This is a genomic window from Blastococcus sp. SYSU DS0973, from assembly GCF_054051055.1.
On sequence record NZ_JBJHAN010000001.1, the window covers coordinates 136,086 to 153,443 of the forward strand.

18 protein-coding genes are annotated in these 17,358 nt (G+C 74.2%); 4 read left to right on the plus strand and 14 right to left on the minus strand.

Going from position 1 to position 17,358, the window contains the following annotated elements; genetic code table 11:
• Positions 1 to 12: 12 nt before the first annotated feature.
• The 3 genes from ACI791_RS00660 to glnA form a co-directional block, all read right to left on the minus strand.
• Positions 13 to 3,111: a bifunctional [glutamine synthetase] adenylyltransferase/[glutamine synthetase]-adenylyl-L-tyrosine phosphorylase gene (locus ACI791_RS00660; protein WP_456584272.1), complete on the minus strand. Its 3,099-nt coding sequence runs from the start codon at positions 3,109 to 3,111 to the stop codon at positions 13 to 15.
• Positions 3,108 to 3,848, minus strand: coding sequence for a type 1 glutamine amidotransferase (locus ACI791_RS00665; protein ID WP_456584273.1), 741 nt, complete (start codon positions 3,846 to 3,848; stop codon positions 3,108 to 3,110). The genes ACI791_RS00660 and ACI791_RS00665 overlap by 4 nt, the downstream gene beginning before the upstream one ends.
• Positions 3,849 to 3,966: 118 nt before the next feature.
• Complete coding sequence (glnA, locus tag ACI791_RS00670; RefSeq protein ID WP_347060167.1) at positions 3,967 to 5,307, minus strand: type I glutamate--ammonia ligase; 1,341 nt, start codon at positions 5,305 to 5,307, stop codon at positions 3,967 to 3,969.
• Between the two features lie 172 nt (positions 5,308 to 5,479).
• Here glnA and ACI791_RS00675 point away from each other — a divergent pair, with 172 nt between their 5' ends.
• Together ACI791_RS00675 and panB are read left to right on the plus strand one after the other, a co-directional pair.
• A complete protein-coding gene (locus tag ACI791_RS00675) occupies positions 5,480 to 7,315 on the plus strand; it encodes an NAD+ synthase (RefSeq protein WP_456584274.1) in 1,836 nt (611 codons plus the stop codon).
• Positions 7,312 to 8,142, plus strand: a complete 831-nt coding sequence (panB, locus tag ACI791_RS00680; protein WP_456584275.1) for a 3-methyl-2-oxobutanoate hydroxymethyltransferase — start codon at positions 7,312 to 7,314, stop codon at positions 8,140 to 8,142. The genes ACI791_RS00675 and panB overlap by 4 nt, the downstream gene beginning before the upstream one ends.
• A gap of 112 nt (positions 8,143 to 8,254) precedes the next feature.
• Here the strand turns inward: panB and ACI791_RS00685 are convergent, their stop codons facing one another.
• The 4 genes from ACI791_RS00685 to ACI791_RS00700 form a co-directional block, all read right to left on the minus strand.
• On the minus strand, positions 8,255 to 9,004 hold the full coding sequence (locus ACI791_RS00685) for a helical backbone metal receptor (RefSeq protein WP_456584276.1): 750 nt from the start codon (positions 9,002 to 9,004) through the stop codon (positions 8,255 to 8,257).
• Positions 9,005 to 9,072: 68 nt separating this feature from the next.
• Positions 9,073 to 9,768 carry an NADPH-dependent F420 reductase gene (npdG, locus tag ACI791_RS00690; RefSeq protein ID WP_456584277.1) on the minus strand — a complete coding sequence of 232 codons (696 nt, stop codon included), beginning with the start codon at positions 9,766 to 9,768 and terminating at the stop codon, positions 9,073 to 9,075.
• A 70-nt stretch (positions 9,769 to 9,838) separates the two neighbouring features.
• Positions 9,839 to 10,021: a hypothetical protein gene (locus ACI791_RS00695; RefSeq protein WP_456584278.1), complete on the minus strand. Its 183-nt coding sequence runs from the start codon at positions 10,019 to 10,021 to the stop codon at positions 9,839 to 9,841.
• 58 nt (positions 10,022 to 10,079) lie between these two features.
• Positions 10,080 to 10,553, minus strand: a complete 474-nt coding sequence (locus ACI791_RS00700) for a cupin domain-containing protein (RefSeq protein WP_347060161.1) — start codon at positions 10,551 to 10,553, stop codon at positions 10,080 to 10,082.
• Positions 10,554 to 10,719: 166 nt separating this feature from the next.
• Here ACI791_RS00700 and ACI791_RS00705 point away from each other — a divergent pair, with 166 nt between their 5' ends.
• Positions 10,720 to 12,030 (plus strand): M24 family metallopeptidase, encoded by a 1,311-nt coding sequence (locus tag ACI791_RS00705; protein WP_456584279.1) that lies wholly within the window; start codon positions 10,720 to 10,722, stop codon positions 12,028 to 12,030.
• Positions 12,031 to 12,057: 27 nt separating this feature from the next.
• On the opposite strand, the gene ACI791_RS00710 is transcribed toward ACI791_RS00705, so the two are convergent.
• The 5 genes from ACI791_RS00710 to ACI791_RS00730 all read right to left on the minus strand — a co-directional run bounded on the left by ACI791_RS00710 (position 12,058) and on the right by ACI791_RS00730 (position 14,686).
• Positions 12,058 to 12,486 carry a ChaB family protein gene (locus tag ACI791_RS00710; RefSeq protein ID WP_456584280.1) on the minus strand — a complete coding sequence of 143 codons (429 nt, stop codon included), beginning with the start codon at positions 12,484 to 12,486 and terminating at the stop codon, positions 12,058 to 12,060.
• Positions 12,487 to 12,643: 157 nt separating this feature from the next.
• Entirely contained in the window at positions 12,644 to 13,069 is a 426-nt protein-coding gene (locus ACI791_RS00715) for an acyl-CoA thioesterase (RefSeq protein WP_456584281.1), read from the minus strand.
• On the minus strand, positions 13,029 to 13,259 hold the full coding sequence (locus ACI791_RS00720) for a hypothetical protein (RefSeq protein WP_347060154.1): 231 nt from the start codon (positions 13,257 to 13,259) through the stop codon (positions 13,029 to 13,031). The genes ACI791_RS00715 and ACI791_RS00720 overlap by 41 nt, the downstream gene beginning before the upstream one ends.
• A gap of 1 nt (position 13,260) precedes the next feature.
• Positions 13,261 to 13,518: a DUF2795 domain-containing protein gene (locus tag ACI791_RS00725; protein ID WP_347060153.1), complete on the minus strand. Its 258-nt coding sequence runs from the start codon at positions 13,516 to 13,518 to the stop codon at positions 13,261 to 13,263.
• A 34-nt stretch (positions 13,519 to 13,552) separates the two neighbouring features.
• Positions 13,553 to 14,686, minus strand: a complete 1,134-nt coding sequence (locus tag ACI791_RS00730; RefSeq protein WP_456584282.1) for a baeRF2 domain-containing protein — start codon at positions 14,684 to 14,686, stop codon at positions 13,553 to 13,555.
• Positions 14,687 to 14,854: 168 nt separating this feature from the next.
• On the opposite strand from ACI791_RS00730, the gene ACI791_RS00735 reads away from it, so the two are divergent.
• Positions 14,855 to 15,199, plus strand: a complete 345-nt coding sequence (locus ACI791_RS00735; protein WP_456584283.1) for a hypothetical protein — start codon at positions 14,855 to 14,857, stop codon at positions 15,197 to 15,199.
• 111 nt (positions 15,200 to 15,310) lie between these two features.
• Here the strand turns inward: ACI791_RS00735 and ACI791_RS00740 are convergent, their stop codons facing one another.
• Entirely contained in the window at positions 15,311 to 16,453 is a 1,143-nt protein-coding gene (locus tag ACI791_RS00740; RefSeq protein ID WP_456584284.1) for an OmpA family protein, read from the minus strand.
• A gap of 26 nt (positions 16,454 to 16,479) precedes the next feature.
• Entirely contained in the window at positions 16,480 to 17,358 is an 879-nt protein-coding gene (locus ACI791_RS00745; RefSeq protein ID WP_456584285.1) for a type II secretion system F family protein, read from the minus strand.

Here is a 17,358-nt window from a genome sequence, read left to right on the forward strand (position 1 = left end):
GGCGGCCACCGCTCAGCTCTGGGGCGGCTGCCCGTAGAACACCTGCTCCACGACCGTGCGTGCGTGCCGGGTGATGCGCCGGTAGTCGTCGACGAACTGGCCGGGGTCGTCGTCCGGCCCGTAACCGCAGGCGCGGGCGACGCCGCCGAGCTCCAGCCCCGGCCGGGGCAGCTGGTCGCTGGGCCGGCCGCGCACCAGGAAGATGGCGTTCCGCGCCCGCGTCGCCAGCTCCCACGCCAGCCGCAGGGCCTCGGCCTGGTCGGCGTCGAGCCGGCCGGCCTCCTCGAGAGCGCGCAGCGCACCGGTGGTCGACGCCTGCCGCAGCGCCGGCAGTCCGGCGGCGTGCTCGAGCTGCAGCAGCTGCACCGTCCACTCGACGTCGGCGAGCCCACCGCGGCCGAGCTTGGTGTGCGTGGCCGGATCGGCGCCCCGGGGCAGCCGCTCGCGCTCCACCCGCGCCTTGATCCGGCGGATCTCGGCGACCTGCTCGGCGCTGAGCCCGTCGGCCGGGTAGCGGACCGGGTCGACGAGCGCGACGAAGGCCGCGCCCAGTTCCTCGTTCCCGGCCACGGGCACCGCGCGCAGCAGCGCCTGCACCTCCCACACCGAGACCCAGCGATCGTAGTACTCGCGGAACGCCGAGAGGCTGCGCACCAACGCCCCCTGCCGGCCCTCGGGCCGCAGGTCGGCGTCGACCTCGAAGGCCGGGTCGGGAGCCGGCTCGCCGAGCAGCCGCCGGAGGGTGTGCGCCGCGGCGTTGGCCGCGGCCGACGCCTTGGTCTCGTCGGCGCCCGGGCGCGCTCGGTGCACGAAGAGCACGTCGGCGTCCGAGCCGAAACCCATCTCGCCCCCGCCCAGGCGGCCCATGCCGATGACGGCGAGATCCATGGGCAGGTCGGCGACGTCGACGCCCGCCTCGCCGGCGTGCGCCCGCAGCGCCGCGTCGAGACCGGCCTGCAGCGTGGCCACCGCGACGTCGGTGAGGGCCCGGCCGACCCCGTGCACGTCGATCCGCCCCAGCAGGTCGGCCGCGGCGATCCGCAGCAGCTCCTGCCGGCGCAGCGCCCGGATCACCCGGATGCCCGCCTGCGGGTCCGGGGCCCGGCCGGCAGCCTGCCGCCAGGCCTTGGCCAGCGTGGCCGCGGTGCGCGGCTCCAGCTCGGCGTCGTCGGCGAGCAACCGCAGCGCCTCGGGGGTGCGGGTCAGCAGGGAGGCCACGTACTGGCTGGAGCCCAGGAGCTGGGCGAGCCGCTCGGCCACCTGGCCCTCGTCGCGCAGCAGCCGCAGGTACCACTGGTTGCCGCCGAGGGCCTCGCTGACCTGCCGGTAGGCCAGCAGCCCCGCATCGGGGTTCGGGCAGGACGCGAACGTCTGCAGCAGCACCGGCAGCAGGTACTTCTGCATCGACGCCGACCGGGAGACCCCGCCGGTGAGGGCCGCGAGGTGGCGCAGCGCCCCCTCCGGGTCGGCGAAGCCGAGCGCCCGCAGCCAGTCACCGGCGGCCTTGCTGCCCAGCTGCGCCGCCTCCGCGGGCACCTTGGCCACGGCCGACAGCAGCGGCCGGTAGAAGAGCTTCTCGTGCAGCCGGCGCACCTCGCGGGTGTGCAGCGCGAGCTCGGCCCGCAGCACCTCGACGGCGTCACCCCGGTGGTCGGGCTTGTAGCCCAGCGAGCGGGCCAGCCAGCGCAGCTGCTGCTCGTCGGTGGGCAGCAGGTGGGTGCGGCGCAGCCGCAGCAGCTGGAGCCGGTGCTCGACGGTGCGCAGGAAGCGGTAGGAGGCGATCAGCGTGGCGGCGTCGTCGCGGCCGACGTAGCCGCCCGAGGACAGCGCCAGGAGCGCCGGCAGGGTGCCGCCGACCCGCAGGCTCTGGTCCACCCGGCCGTGCACCATCTGCAGCAGCTGGACGGCGAACTCGACGTCGCGCAGCCCGCCGCGGCCCAGCTTGAGCTCCCGCTCGGCCTGGGCCGGGGGGATGTTCGCCTCCACCCGGCGGCGCATGGCCTGCACCTCGCCGACGAACCCGGGGCGGTCGCCGGCTTTCCAGACCAACGGCCACAGCGCCTCCACGTAGGCGCGGCCGAGGTCGGGGTCGCCGGCCACCGGGCGCATCTTGAGCAGCGCCTGGAACTCCCACGTGTCGGCCCACTGGTCGTAGTAGGCGGCGTGCCCGGCGACGGTGCGCACCAGGGCCCCGGCCTTGCCCTCCGGGCGCAGCGCCGCGTCGACCTCCCAGGCCGCCTCCCGGCAGATCCGCATGAGCGCGGCGGCCACCCGGGTCGCGGCGGCGAGCGCCGGTGCCTCCGGGTCGCCCGGCTCGACCGGCTCGGCCACGAAGACGACGTCGACGTCGCTGACGTAGTTCAGCTCCCGCCCCCCGGTCTTGCCGAGGGCGATGACCGACAGGCGGCAGGCCGTCGTGTCCTCCGGCTGCTCGGCGACGGCGAGCGCCAGGCCCGCGGTGAGGACGGCGGCGGCGATGTCGGCCAGCTCGGCGGCGGCCTCCTCGGCCGGGACGCCGTCGGCGAGGTCCCGCCCGGCGAGGGAGAGGATCGCCCGCCGGTAGGCCAGCCGCAGTGCCCGCACCCGCTCCGGCGCGGCGTCCGGCGCGGCCGCGCCCAGGCGCACGCCCCACGGCGGGTCGTCGGGGTCCGCGCCGACGGCCTGGAGCATCTGCTGCTCGAGCGCGTGCGGCGTGGGCCGGTGCAGCCCGTTCTGCTCGTCGTCGAGGACGTCCCAGTCCAGCGGATGGGCCGCCAGGTGGTCGGCCAGCCCGGAGCTCGCACCCAGCACCGCCAGCAGCCGCCCCCGCAGGTGACCCGACCCGCGCAGCCGGGCCAGCAGGGTGGCGGCGGCCTGGCCGCTGTCGTCGGCGCCGTCCAGCGCCTCGATCAGCCGGTGCAGCGAGCGGACGGCGAGGTCGGGGTCACCGGCGCGGGCAAGCGCGGCGACGACCGGCCCGGCCTCCGGATCGGCCGGTTCGTTCCGCTCCAGGTCCCACAGGCCGAGCGCCGGGTCCGACAGCAGGCGCGCCGCGCGTTCGCCGTCCTCGAAGCCGAACCGGACCAGGCGCACGATCGCCCGGCGCGGGATCTCCACCCGGGGCACGGTCATGCGCGCGCGCCGGCGCGGGAGCGCACCAGGTCGGCGAAGCGGGCCGCGAACGGCTGCCAGGCGTCGGCGACGTCGTCATGGGCGGCGTCGGCCCGGGCGCAGAGGACCTCGTGCTCCAGCGAGCTCGCGGCCACGCCGGCGGGGTCGCTCGCGGCCCAGGCCCGCACCATCTCCGGGGTCGTCTCGATGTGGAACTGCAGGCCGTAGACGTGCGCGCCGACCCGGTAGGCCTGGTGCGGGTAGTGCGGGTTGCTCGCCAGCAGGGTGGCGTCGCGCGGGAGCTCGGAGATCTCGTCGTGGTGCCACTGCACGACGTCGGGCGAGAGCGGCAGCGGGCCGAACACGGGGTCGGCGTCGGCGACGTCGCGCTTGGCCACGAGCGTGGCGCCGACCTCGGGCCCGTCGACCCCCACGCGCGTGCGGCCGCCCCCCACCTGCGCGAGCAGCTGGGCGCCCAGGCAGATCGCGAGGGTGGGCAGGTCGGCGTCGACCGCCTGCCGGAGCAGCTGCCGCACCCCGACGAGCTCGGGGCTGGTCGCCTCGTCGTCCATCGACGACTGCGGGCCGCCCAGCACGAGCAACCCGTCGGCCCCCTCGAGGGTCTCCGGCACCTGATCGCCGAGCCCCAGGTGCCGCTCGTCGAGCTCCAGGCCGGCCGCGCGCAGCCACTCCCCCAGCCGCGCGGGCGGGTCGGTCTCGCTCGGGACGACGACGAGCAGGCGGCCGCTGGAAGTCACGACGACGAGGCTAGTGGCCGCGACCCGAGCCCTCTCGGCCCTGCTCTGGGAGTGCTGTTCGCGCTCTGCGGGCACTGCAGCACCTCCAGAACACGAGCAAGACCCCCAGAGCGCGGCATCAAAGGCCGGGCAGGTAGCGCTGCAGCTCGAACGGCGTCACGTTCTGCCGGTAGGAGTTGAACTCCTCCCACTTGTTGCGCAGGAAGAACTGGAAGACGTGCTCGCCGAGGGTCTCGGCGACCAGCTCGCTGCCCTGCATCGCGGTCAGCGCCTCGCCGAGGCTGACCGGGAGGTCCTCGTACCCGGCGGCGCGGCGCTCGGTGTCGGTGAGCGACCAGACGTCGTCCTCGGCCTCCGGCGGGAGCTCGTAGCCCTTCTCGATGCCGCGCAGGCCGGCGGCCAGCAGGACGGCGAAGGTGAGGTACGGGTTGCACGCGGAGTCCGGCGAGCGGACCTCGACCCGCGCCGACTGCGCCTTGCTCGGCTTGTAGCTCGGCAGCCGCACCAGCGCGGAGCGGTTGGCCCGGCCCCACGTCGCCGCCGTCGGCGCCTCGGTGCCGGCCAGCAGCCGCCGGTAGGAGTTCACCGTCTGGTTGGTGACGGCGGTGACCTCGCGGGCGTGGGTGAGCAGCCCGGCGATGAACTGCTTGCCGGTCGTCGACAGCCGCATCGGGTCGGCCGGGTCGTGGAAGGCGTTGCGGTCGCCCTCGAACAGCGACAGGTGCGTGTGCATCGCCGAGCCGGCCAGCTCGGTGAAGGGCTTGGGCATGAAGGTGGCGTGCACGCCCTGGGCCAGCGCGACCTCACGGACGACGTGCCGCAGCGTCATGATGTTGTCCGCCATCGACAGGGCGTCGGCGTAGCGCAGGTCGATCTCCTGCTGCCCGGGCGCCACCTCGTGGTGGCTGAACTCCACGGAGATCCCCATCGCCTCCAGGGCGAAGACGGCCTCCCGCCGGAAGTCGTGCGCCACGTTGTGCGTGGAGAGGTCGAAGTAGCCGCCGGTGTCGGCGGGCTCGGGGGCGCTGCCGTCGGTGGGCAGGTCCTTGAGCAGGAAGAACTCGATCTCGGGGTGGGTGTAGAAGGTGAACCCCATGTCGGCGGCCTTGGCCAGCGTCCGGCGCAGCACGTGGCGCGGATCGGCCCAGGACGGCGAGCCGTCGGGCAGCGTGATGTCGCAGAACATCCGGGCGGTGACGCTGGCCCGCCCCTCGCGCGCCGGCATGACCTGGAAGGTGCCGGGGTCGGGCTTGGCCAGCATGTCGGACTCGTAGACGCGGGCGAAGCCCTCGATCGCCGAGCCGTCGAAGCCGATGCCTTCCGCGAACGCCGCCTCGATCTCGGCCGGGGCCACCGCGACGGCCTTCAGGTAGCCGGAGACATCGGTGAACCACAGCCGCACGAAGCGGATGTCTCGCTCTTCCAGGGTCCGCAGGACGAACTCCTGCTGTCGGTCCATGCCGGCCATGATCCAGTCCGCTCGTTTCGGGAGTGTGACGTCGGCACAAGCCTGCCCCGTCCGGGCGGTTCACACACGGTCGTCCGCCCCGGCGCCGTCCGTGTCGTCGCCGACCGGGCCGGGCGGCGGCCCCACCTGGCCGCCGGCCGGAGGATGCGACCAGACTGACGGCGTGAGTGATCAGCAGCCGGTGCAGTTGCGGGTGGCCATGGCCCAGGTCGACACCCGGGTCGGTGACCTGCAGGGCAACGCCGACCTGGTGGTACGCCGGTCGGCCGACGCGGCGGGGGCCGGGGCGCACCTGGTGGTCTTCCCCGAGATGACGCTGACCGGGTACCCGCCGGAGGACCTCGTGCTGCGGGAGTCCTTCGCCCGCGCCAGCGAGCAGGCGCTGGTCGACCTCGCCGTCCGGCTGGCCGACGAGGGTCTCGGGGAGGTCGCCGTCGTCGTCGGGTACCTGGCGCACACCGAGGGCAGCGGCCCCGCGCCGGTCGACGAGCCCCCGACCGACGACCACCGGCCGGCGGACGCGAACCCGCGCCGGGGCGCGCCGCGCAACGCCGCCGCGCTGCTGCACGGCGGGCGCGTCGTCGTCCGCTACTACAAGCGGCACCTGCCCAACTACGGGGTCTTCGACGAGGCCCGGTACTTCGTGCCCGGCACCGAGCTGCCGGTCGTCCGCCTGCACGGGGTCGACGTCGCGCTGACCGTGTGCGAGGACCTCTGGGTCGAGGGCGGGCCCTGCGGGGTCGCCGGCCAGGCGGGGGTCGACCTCGTCGTCTCCCCCAACGCCTCCCCCTACGAGCGGGCCAAGGACGACCTGCGGCTGCCCCTGGTCCGCCGCCGCGCGGCCGAGGCCGGGGCGACGATCGTCTACTGCAACCAGGTGGGCGGCCAGGACGAGCTGGTCTTCGACGGCGACTCGATGGCCGTCGCCGCCGACGGCACGCTCCTCGCCCGCTCGCCCCAGTTCGTCGAGCACCTCGCCACGGTCGACCTCGACCTGGACCCGTCCTCGGTGCCCGAACGGCGCGAGGGCCGGATCGGCCCGATGACCGTGACCCGGCACGTGCTGTCGCACGAGCCGGTGCGCGCGTTCGAGCGGCGCCCGGCGACGATCGTCGACCCGCTCTCCGACTGCGAGGAGGTCTGGCGGGCCCTGGTGCTCGGGCTCAAGGACTTCATCGACAAGAACGGCATGCCCTCGGTGGTGCTCGGCATGTCCGGCGGCATCGACTCCGCGCTGGTCGCCGCGATCGCCGTCGACGCGCTCGGCGCCGACCGGGTGCACGGCGTCGGGCTGCCGTCGAAGTGGTCCAGCGAGCACTCGCTGGCCGACGCCGAGGACGCCGCGTCGCGGCTGGGCATGCACTACTCCGTCGTCCCGATCGCACCGATGGTCGACGCCTACGAGGCCTCGGTGGAGCTCTCCGGCGTCGCCGCCGAGAACCTGCAGGCCCGGGTGCGCGGCACGCTGCTCATGGCCCTGTCCAACCAGCACGGGCACCTGCTGCTCGCCACGTCCAACAAGAGCGAGGTGGCCGTCGGCTACTCGACGCTCTACGGCGACGCGGCCGGCGGGTTCGCCCCCATCAAGGACGTGCCGAAGACCTTGGTGTGGGAGCTCGCCCGCTGGCGCAACGGCTACGCCCGGGGGCGTGGCGAGACCGAGCCGATCCCGCAGAACTCCATCGACAAGCCGCCGTCGGCGGAGCTCGCCCCCGGGCAGGTGGACAGCGACTCGTTGCCGTCCTACGAGGAACTCGACGCGGTGATCGCCGACTACGTCGACCGCGACCTCGGCATGGCCGAGCTGCTCGAGCGCGGGCACGACGCCGAGGTGGTCGCCCGTGTCCTCCGGCTGGTGGACGGGGCCGAGTTCAAGCGCCGCCAGTCGGCACCGGGTACGAAGATCAGTCTCAAGGCGTTCGGTCGCGACCGTCGCCTGCCCATCACCAACCGCTGGCGCGAAACCCTCCCCACCGTGCGAGAAGGAGCCCAGGCATGACCGAGTCGGTGCTCTACGGCGGCCAGTCCACCGCGCGGGTGCGCATCCACCACCTGCAGCAGGCCAAGCAGCGGGGCGAGAAGTGGGCGATGCTCACCGCCTACGACACCTACAGCGCGGCCATCTTCGAGGAGGCCGGCATCCCGGTGATGCTGGTGGGCGACTCCGCCGGCAACGTCGTGCTCGGTCACAGCAGCACGGTGGCGGTCACCGTCGAGGACCTCCTGGTGCTGACCAAGGCCGTCACCCGGTCGACCAAGCGGGCGCTGATCGTGGCCGACCTGCCCTTCGGCAGCTACGAGTCGGGCCCTCAGCAGGCCTTCGACACCGCCGTCCGGATGATGCAGGAGGGCGGCGCGCAGGCGGTCAAGCTCGAGGGCGGTGCGCGGGTGGTCCCCCAGATCCGGATGCTCCAGGAGGCCGGCATCCCGGTCATGGCGCACATCGGGTTCACGCCGCAGAGCGAGCACGCCCTCGGCGGGTTCCGGGTGCAGGGCCGCGGTGCCGGCGCCGACCAGCTGCTGACCGACGCGCACGCGGTGCAGGAGGCCGGCGCCTTCGCCGTCGTCATGGAGATGGTGCCGGCCGCCCTCGCCGGCCAGGTGACCAAGGAGCTCTCCATCCCGACCATCGGCATCGGCGCGGGGGTCGACTGCGACGCCCAGGTGCTGGTGTGGCCGGACATGGCCGGGCTCAACGGCGGCCGCGTGCCGAAGTTCGTGAAGAAGTACGCCGACCTGCGGGGCGAGCTGCTGCGGGCGGCGAAGGAGTACGCCGACGACGTCCGCGGCGGGGTCTTCCCCGGGCCCGAGCACTCTTTCGACTGACCGGCCGTTGGGCGACCGCTCTGGGAGTTGCCCTCGTGCTCTGCGGGTCCTGCAGGACTGCCTGACCGCGAGGAAGGCCCCCAGAGCGGGGCATTGGTCGCGTGGTGAGACGTCAGTCGGCGAGTTGACCGAGCAGCACGGCCGGCGCCTCGACGAGCGACGGGCCGTACCAGGTGAGGTGCCGCCCGCTGACGAACGCCGGGCGGGCCTGCGGCCACGCCTCGGGACCGTCGTCCGGGGTGAACGCGTAGGGCTCGTCGGGGAACACCACCAGCTCGGCGGGGACGGTGCCCGGCTCGTCGCGGCCGAGCCGCGGGTACCGGTCCGCGGAGCCGGCGAAGACGTTGCGGACGCCGAGCCGGGACAGCACGTCACCGGCGAAGGTGTCCCGCCCGAGCACCATCCAGGGCCGGCGCCAGATCGGGACGACGGCGCTGACGCCGAGCAGGCGGGGCGGGTCGGCCCAGACCTCCCGAGCGCGGACCAGCCACTCTGGATCGGGCCGGTCGAGCACCGCGAGCACCCGGCCGAGGGTGTCCAGCGCCTGATCGACGGTGGCCGGCGCGGTGATCCAGACCGGGATGCCCGCCTTCCGCAGCGCCGCGACGTCCTCCTCCCGGTTCTCCTCGGCGTTGGCGACCACCAGGTCCGGACGCAGCGCCAGGACCCGGTCGACGTCGGGCCACTTGGTGCCGCCGACGCGCGGCACGTCGAGGCTGACGGGGTGGGTGCACCAGTCGGTGGCACCGGCCAGCAGCGCCGGGTCGGTGACCGCGATCGCCTCGGTCAGCGACGGGACCAGCGAGACGACCCGCCGGGGCGGCGGGCCGTCGAACGCCGTCCCCGAGTCGTCACGCAGCACCGGCGCCCCCGGCCCCGTCCCGGGCCCCACGCCGACCGTGCGACGGCCGGGGAGGACGAGGTCCTTCGTCAGACGTCGGTGATGCGGACACCGGCGTGCACCTTGTACCGCCGGTTCACCGACACGAGGTTGATGGTGAGCGCCTCGACCTGGCGGGCGTTGCGCAGCCGGCCGGCGTAGATGCCGCGCATGCCGGGCAGCCGGCCGGCGAGCGCCTGCACCGTGTCCATCGACGCCCGGTCATCGCCGACCACCATCACGTCGCCGTCGATCGTCGGCTTCGAGAGGTCCTCGAGCAGCGTGGCCGACAGGTGGTGGAAGGCCCCGACGACGTGCGAGTCGGGCAGCAGCGCGGCGGCCTGCTGGGCGACGCTGCCCTCCTCGACGTCGAGCACGTAGGCGCCGAGCTCGTCGAAGCCCATGGGGACGACGCAGTCGACGACGATCTTCCCCGCCAGCGGGGTGGCCAGCTCGGCCAGGGTCGCGGCGTGCCCGGCGAACGGGACCGCGACGATGACCAGGTCCGCCGCGCCGGCGACGTCGACGTTCGAACCGCCGGTGACCGACACCTCGACCCCGGTGGCGACCGCCGCCGCACGCTCGGCGACCTGGGCCGCCACCTCCGCGGCGCGCTCGCCGTCCCGCGAGCCGAGCAGCACCCGCTGCCCCTGGGCCGCCAGCCGGACCGCGAGCCCGCGCCCCTGGGGCCCGGTGCCCCCCAGCACCCCGACGACAAGTTCCTCGACCGCGCGACCGTCCGTCACGTCCACCCCTCTCGCGGCGCCGGACAGCCCGGCTCCCGGGACCGATCATGCCTGTCCCCCGGGGCGGGGGTCAGCGGTCCTCCCACTCGCGGTCCTCCGCGTCGAGCTTCTCGTTCCGCTCGGCGACGGCCGCCAGCGCGTGCTCGGCCTCCTGCCGGGTGTCGTACGGGCCGAGCCGGTGGCGCTCGGCGCACCCGTCGCGGTCCTCGACCCGGTCGTGCTTGAGGCAGTAGAACCAGGGTCCCAGGGGCATGCGCAGCCTCCTTCGCTCGTCGTCGGCGTCCAGCTTTCCACCCGGAGCCCGACCCCGCTCAGACCTCGACCATCACCTGGTCGTGCCGGGCGTAGACCGCGGCCATCTCCTCCTTCGTGGGTGGCTGCTCGCGGCGCCCGATCTCGGCCATCTCGGCGAAGAAGGTCTCCCGGGCCACCCCGGGCGTGAACAGGATGAGCATCGAGGCCGGTTCGTCGCCGTCGTTGCGAAAGCCGTGCACCCCCTGCTCGTGGGCGATGGCGAAGTCGCCCGGCCGGTAGCTCTGCCAGGCTCCGTCGGCGTAGAGGGTCAGCCGGCCCGAGAGCACGTAGAAGGACTCGGAGAAGGTGCGGTGGTAGTGCGGCGCCGCCCCGGCCGTCCGCGGGCCGAGCCGGTACTCGACGAGGCCGAACCGGCCGGCGGTCACCGCTCCCGGGGCGACCATGCGCAGCGCCTGTCCCTCCCCGGCCTCGGTCAGGGGGTGGTCGGCGAGGGACCGGACGTCGACGAGCGCCGGATCGGGGTGCGACATGCCCTCAGCCTGGCACCGCGGCCACCCCGATGGGGGCGTTGCGGTGGTGATCGCGCACGAGCCGGTGACCGTCGACCGATCCGTACCGCATTTTGGAACCCGTGACCGCCTACCGGTCCGGCGTTCTCGACCGGTGGGTCCGGCGGTTCTCTGCTTCCCTAGATGCATGACGGTCGTCGCGCCTGATCCGACGCGGACGGTGCCCCTGCCGCTGCGGGAGCAGGCCGACGTGCGCGACCGCTGGCTCAGCCAGCGGCTCCTCGACGTGCTTCCCGGCCTGATGGACCGGGCCGGCATCGACCTGTGGATCGTGGTCGGGCGCGAGTACAACGAGGACCCGGTCCTCGCGACGCTGCTGCCGGCCACCTGGCTGTCCGCACGGCGCCGCACCATCCTGCTGCTGCACCGCAGCGACGACGGCGTGACGCCCGCTGCGGTCTCCCGCTACCCGGTCGGCCAGTTCCTGCCGGCCTGGACCGCCGCGGCCGGCGGCGGGGAGCCCGCCGAGCGCGCCCAGTGGGCCGAGGTGCGCCGGTTCGTCGAGCAGGCCGATCCCGGGCGCATCGGCGTCGACGTCTCCGAGCACTTCGCGCTGGCCGACGGGCTCTCGCACACCGAGCACCGGCTGCTGACCGAGGCGCTGGGCCCCTACGCCGACCGGGTGGTGTCGGCCGAGCGGCTGGCGGTCGGCTGGCTGGAGACACGGCTGCCCGAGGAGACCGCGGCGTTGCACGCGATGAACCGGCTGGCGCACCAGGTCATCGCCGAGGCGTTCTCCTCCGCCGTGGTCACGGTCGGGACGACGACGGCACTGGACGTGGCCTGGTGGATCCGGCAGCGCTTCCACGACCTCGGGGTGGACCCGTGGTTCCAGCCCTCGGTGCTCCTGCAGCGGGCCGGGGTACCGCTGGTCGAGGAGCAGGGCACGCTGCTGCCCGGCGTCCCCTACGACGCGGTGGTGGAGCCGGGCGACCTGCTGCACTGCGACGTCGGGCTCAGCTCCCTGGGTCTGCGGACCGACACCCAGCGCAACGCGTACGTGTTGCGCCCCGGCGAGACGGCGGCTCCGGCGGGGCTGCGGGCCGCGATGGCTGCGGCGAACCGGCTGCAGGAGCTGACCGCCGCGGCGCTGCTCCCCGGCCGGACGGGCAACGAGGTGCTGGCCACGGCCCGGGCCGCGGCCGCCGCCGAGGGGATCGACGGCGACGTGTACTCGCACCCGATCGGCTTCCACGGGCACGGTGCCGGCCCGGCGATCGGGCAGTGGGACCAGCAGCACGGCGTGCCCGGCGCCGGCGACTACCCGGTGCACCCCGACACGGCGTACGCGCTGGAGCTCGCCGTCCGCCGGCCGGTCCCCGAGTGGGACGGGCAGTGCGTGCGGCTCGGGTTGGAGGAGGGCGTCGCGCTGACCGGCGCCGGCGTCGAGTACCTCGACGGTCGGCAGACCGGGTTCATCCTGCTGCCGGCCGGCTGAACGGCACCGGGCCGGGGTGGACGCCGGCTACTTCTTGCGCGCCGCGGCGGTCTTCCTGTCGTTCGCCTTCTGGATGGCGGCGACGAGGTCCTTCTTCCCCATCTTCGAGCGGCCCGAGATGTCGAGCTTCTTGGCCACGTCGTAGAGGTGGGACTTCGAGGCGTTGGCGTCGACGCCGCCCTTGGTCTCCTTGCCGGTACCGCGCCCGCCTGCGGCCTGGGCGTCGGACGGGCCTTTCTTGCCCTTTTCCTTTCGAGCCCAACGGTCGCCGACCTTCTCGAAGCTGTGCTTCACCGCGGCCCACGCCGTCCGGTTGGCGCGCTCCTCGTCGTCGTACTCCTCCACCGCGGAGTCGTAGGCCTTGGTGAAGGTGCGCTGCGCCTTCTTCGGCGACCGCTGCAGCGTGCTGGGCAGCTCCGACTGCTTGGCGGAGCCGTTCTTCGCCGTCTTCGGCATGATCGCTCCTCTCCTCGACTCGGGCTGCCCTACCCCGATCGGCGGAGATGATCACATCCGCGGGCTCGACCGGCGCCCCGACCAGCACCGCGACGCGCCGGCACCCGGTGGTTGCGCGTGCGCGGGCACCGCGCAGGCGCAACCACCGACGGGCCGGTCAGCCCTCCAGGTAGCGCGTCCAGTGCGCCCGCTCGGCCTCGGTCATCGGCCGGCTGGCGTTCGCCGCGAAGTCGAAGACCACCAGGACGACGTCGGCGCGGATGGCCACCTCCCCGTCCTGCGCCAGCTCCTGCCGCATCGTGAAGGACTTCGTGCCCAGCCGGGTCACCCAGCTGTGCACGCAGAGCTCCTCGCCGACCCGGTAGTAGAGCTGGCGCAGGTAGTCCACCTCGAGACGGGCGAGGATCAGCCCTCCCCCGGCGTGGTCGTCCCCCAGTGCGAGCCGTGCGTCCTCCAGGAGGCTCAGTGCCCGCGCGTGGTTGACGTGGCCCAGCATGTCGGGGTCCGACCAGCGGAGCCGGACCGGGTGCTCGTGCCGCACATCAGGGCAGGTCGGCGGTCTCGGCGGACTGGCGGTGCGCACCTTGGGCGTCGTCGGGATCGGGGTGGACGGTCCGCTCCTCCGACTCGGCCAGGATCACCTCGGCGGCGACCTCCTCCATGCCGCTGCCCTGCAGCGCGGCCTCCTCCGGGAGCAGCTGGGACCGCGTCTCGACGTTGTCCTCGGTGACGTTGTCCAGCGCCTCGGGGCTGGGCTTCTTCTGCGTTGTCATGTCAGAACCGCTGCTGCTCGGTGCCCAGGCCCAGCGCCTGGGCGACCTCCTGGACGTTCTCGAACTGCTGCCCGGCGGGCAGGCGCCGCAGGTCGGAGAGCACCCGGTCGGGGGCGGGGCCCTCCTGCGCCTTGGCGATCAGCGCGTCGCGGTCGGCCGGCCAGACCTCCTTGCCGAGGGACTCGGCGAGCGCGGCGCGGCGCTCGATGTCGCCCTGGCCGGTGCCGGGGCTGGTGGCGGGCTGGTGCGGGTCGGTCACGGGATCTCCTCGAGTAGGGCGGTACGGGTCCGGGTCACTGGGCCGACGGCGTCGAGTCGTCGGTGTAGCGGAGGATCGCGGCCACCGGCTCGTCGCCGGGCAGGGCGGCCTCCGGGACGACGACGACACCGGCGGCGCTGGCCACTGTGGCGGCCAGGAGCGCGGAACCAGCGGGGACGACCTCCCCGTGCACGCCGAGGGCGTCCATGTCCTGCTGCTTCACGCCGAGCTCCAGCGGGCCGTTGCCCACCAGCAGGGTGGCGTCGTCGTCCCAGGCGTCGGTCAGGACGAGCGTCTCGACCTGCCCCTTGCGCAGGGCCTCGACCACGGCGGCGGTGCCGGTGAGGGCGAGCCCGTGGGCGCCGGCGCTCTGCACCTTCTCGACGGCGTCGGCGATGTCGCGTGCCTCGTGCTCGGCGATCAGCTCGGCGGTGCGCCGCTCGATCGGCTCGCGGTCGGCGCCGGCGGAGCGGCCGCCCTCGTCCATCGACACGACGAGCTCCGACCAGGCGGCGTGCGCCTTGTCGCTGAGGATCTGCCGGGCCCGCACGTCGCCGGCCAGCAGGATGAAGCGGAGCGGCAGCCGCCGGGCGAGGGAGTTCAGCTCGTCGGCGACCAGCCCGGCGTTCTCCTCCCACTGGTTCTCGGCGGTGTGCATGTAGGTGTTGTGCGCCCAGCCGCCGACCTTGACCTTGCGCGCGTGGAACCCGTCGCCCTCGATCTCCTTCTCCTGGTCCGGCCGGCCCGGAAGTCCCGCCGTGGTGACGTCGGCGCCGATCCGGTCGGTGACGACGACCACGTGCGGGATGCGGCCGGCCAGCTGCTTGAGCACCGGGATCAGGTCCGGGTGCGGCGACCACTCGGCGGTCTCGCGGGCCGGGGCGTCGGCCAGCGCCTCGTCCAGCACGACCGTGCCGTCGGCGGCGGCGACCACCGCCCGCCCCTTCAGGGTGCCGGCCTCACCGCCCTCGTTGCCCTCGGTCAGCCGGGCGCGCACGGCCTCGACGACGGCCTCCGGCGCGCCCTGCTCGCTGAGCTGCTCGGTGAGCGCACGGACCCGCAGGTCCAGTTCGGTGTCGGCGTTCTCGTTGGTGTGCGTGACGTCGGCGCACACGGTGGCGTAGGGCCCAGCGGCGGCGAACACCGGCTCCAGGAAGGACACGTCCATGTCGGTGGGACAACTCCTCGGTCGATCGGGGGGCTCAGGTGCGGGGCGGCAGACGGCCGCAACTCCGCAGCCCGCCGCCTACCCACCGACCGGGACCTCACACCCGGTGTCGATCGCCGGCGACGGGGTAGGCGCTCCCGGAACACGGAACCGCAGAGAGGACGAGGGATGACGGAGCACGACCAACTGCCACTGCCCGACTACGACCACCTGCCGGTGGAGGGGCTGGCCTCGCGCATCCGGACCCTGGACGCGCAGGGCCTCGAGACGCTGCTCGAGTACGAGCGCGCCCACGCCGACCGGGTGCAGGTCGTGACGATCATGGAGAACCGGCTGGCCTCGTTGCGCGAGGGCGCCCAGCCCTCGGGCGGCGACCCGGCCGCACCCGCGGCGGACGACCCGGTCCACGCCTCCACCGGCTCGAAGGTGTCGGAGGCCACGACCGGCCCGAAGATGAACCCGCCGTCGCAGGGTGACCCGACCAACCCGGCGCAGCCCCGCTCCACCGGCTGACCGCGCCTTCACGCCGTCGAGATCGGCGATCTCGGCCCCTTCAGGACCTCGAAGCGGGCCAGATCGCCGATCTCGCCGTGTCGGGACGGGCTGACGGCAGCGGCCACCCGGTCACGCGCAGACGGCGGGTCCCGCGCCGGCGAGCTCGATGGTCACCTTCCGGTTCTGCGCGGCGGCCGCCGGGTCCAGCGCGCCGCTGGCGTCCCGGTCCTGGACGTAGCCGGGGAAGTCGCTGCCGAGCCCGACGACGGTCATGCGGTCGGCCGGCACCCCCAGGCCGCCCAGGAGGTCGGCGACGGCTCGGGCACGCTGCTCGCTGAGCCGCCGCTGGCCCTCGGCGTCGCCGACGTCCGCGGTCGTCCCGACGAGCGTCGCGGTGACGCCGGCTGCCCGCATCCGGTCGGCGATCGGCTGGAGCTTTGCGGCCGCGGCGGTGGCGTCCTGGAACGCCGCGGTGTCGGCCTGGAAGGCGACCGCCCCGCCGTCGAGGACGACGGTGTTCTGCGTGCAGGTCACCCCTCCACCGGGGCCGATGAGGCTCACCGGGGGCAGGCCGGGGACGGGCTCCCCCTCCAGCGGGGTGCGCTCGACGCTGACGTCCAGCGCACCGGACGCCAGGGCGACCGCGGTCCAGAGGTCGGCCAGCTGGCGGCGCACCGGCTCACCCAGCGACGGCTGTGGGGCGGCGGTGTCGCCGAGCCCTTGGAAGACGACGTGCACGCCACTGAGGTCCGGCAGGGCGCCCGCCGCTTGGAGGCTGCCGACGACGTCTGCGGGGTCGGCGTCGAGCAGGCCCTCCTGCCGGAAGTCCAGCGCTCCGGTGGTGGACAGACCGGAGTCGACGACCAGGACGGTGCGCCGCCCGTCCGCGGAGGCGATCGCGGCGGCGCCGAGGCCGAGCGCGGTGAGCAGGTCGGTCTCCGGCGTCCGGGCCGCCGCGGAGGTGAGTGCCTCGTCCAGCGCCTCGCGGTTCGCCGCTCCGGCGGTTCCCGACTGCTCGGCGTCCAGGACGAACGGGGCGCCGTCGGCGACCACGACCGAGACGGCGGACCGGGTGCGGACGGCGTTGGTGAGCACCTGCTCGGCGACGCCGCCGACCGCTGTCGGCGGCATGTTGCTGTGCGCGCCGACCACCATCGCGAGCCCGCCGCTGGGGTCGCTGACCACTGGGGTGGAGCACCCGACCACGGACGTCAGCAGGGCCAGGGAGCCGGCCGCGGTGAGCAGGCGCCGCCGGAGGGACGACTGGGACATGGTTCTCCTCGTTTCAGCGGACCGGATCAGTCGCTGAACGCGCCGATGATGTCGATGACGGCCGGGCCCAGCACGATGATGAACAGCGTCGGCAGGATGAAGAGGATCAGCGGGAAGATCACCTTCACCGGGATCTGCATGGCCTTCTCCTCGGCCCGCTGCCGGCGCTTGAGCCGCATCTCCCCGGCCTGGGTGCGCAGCACGTCGGCGATCGAGACGCCGTACTGGTCGGCCTGGATGATGGCGCTGACGAACCGGCGCAGGTCCTGCACGTTCGTGCGCTCGGCCAGCGCCAGGTAGGCGTCCCGGCGCGGCTGGCCGACCGCGATGTCCTGCAGCGTGCGGGTCAGCTCCTCGGCCAGCGCTCCCTTGCCGTTCTTGCCGGCACGGGCCATGGCCGACTCGAAGCCCAGCCCGGCCTCGACCGCGATCGTCATCTGGTCGAGGGTGTCGGCCAGCTGCAGCTGGATCGCCTGCTGGCGCTCCTGGCCCCGACTGTAGAGCAGCAGCTCGGGGACGAAGTAGGAGATCCCCACCATCGCGGCCAGGAGCAGGATGCGTCCAAGGCTGGGTCCGTCGGCCAGGAGCAGGAACCCCACACCGCCGGCCACGGCGGCCAGCACGAGCTTCGCGGCCACCAGCCGAGGCAGCGGCCACTCCACCGGGTACCCCGCACCGGCGATCAGCCGCTGCAGCCGCGCGGCGGTGCCCCGCGGAGTGAGCAGCTGGATTAGTGGTGAGCTCCGGCGACGGCCGGCCGGCGCGCCGGCGGGCGCCAGCTGGAAGCCCCGCACCAGGTTCGCGCGGGTGCTGGCGGCCGCGGCGTCGGGCCGGGCGAGCACCGACCAGCCGAGCAGCAGAAGGGCGGACACCACCAGGAAGGCGGCTCCGGAGACGATCATCAT

Excerpts from the sequence above, each read along its gene's own strand:
- ACI791_RS00660 (WP_456584272.1), bottom strand. The coding sequence starts at position 3,111 with ATGACCGTGCCCCGGGTGGAGATCCCGCGCCGGGCGATCGTGCGCCTG.
- glnA (WP_347060167.1), bottom strand. The coding sequence starts at position 5,307 with ATGGACCGACAGCAGGAGTTCGTCCTGCGGACCCTGGAAGAGCGAGAC.
- panB (WP_456584275.1), top strand. The coding sequence starts at position 7,312 with ATGACCGAGTCGGTGCTCTACGGCGGCCAGTCCACCGCGCGGGTGCGC.
- ACI791_RS00695 (WP_456584278.1), bottom strand. The coding sequence starts at position 10,021 with ATGCCCCTGGGACCCTGGTTCTACTGCCTCAAGCACGACCGGGTCGAG.
- ACI791_RS00700 (WP_347060161.1), bottom strand. The coding sequence starts at position 10,553 with ATGTCGCACCCCGATCCGGCGCTCGTCGACGTCCGGTCCCTCGCCGAC.
- ACI791_RS00705 (WP_456584279.1), top strand. The coding sequence starts at position 10,720 with ATGACGGTCGTCGCGCCTGATCCGACGCGGACGGTGCCCCTGCCGCTG.
- ACI791_RS00710 (WP_456584280.1), bottom strand. The coding sequence starts at position 12,486 with ATGCCGAAGACGGCGAAGAACGGCTCCGCCAAGCAGTCGGAGCTGCCC.
- ACI791_RS00720 (WP_347060154.1), bottom strand. The coding sequence starts at position 13,259 with ATGACAACGCAGAAGAAGCCCAGCCCCGAGGCGCTGGACAACGTCACC.
- ACI791_RS00730 (WP_456584282.1), bottom strand. The coding sequence starts at position 14,686 with ATGGACGTGTCCTTCCTGGAGCCGGTGTTCGCCGCCGCTGGGCCCTAC.
- ACI791_RS00735 (WP_456584283.1), top strand. The coding sequence starts at position 14,855 with ATGACGGAGCACGACCAACTGCCACTGCCCGACTACGACCACCTGCCG.
- ACI791_RS00740 (WP_456584284.1), bottom strand. The coding sequence starts at position 16,453 with ATGTCCCAGTCGTCCCTCCGGCGGCGCCTGCTCACCGCGGCCGGCTCC.
- ACI791_RS00745 (WP_456584285.1), bottom strand. The coding sequence starts at position 17,358 with ATGATGATCGTCTCCGGAGCCGCCTTCCTGGTGGTGTCCGCCCTTCTG.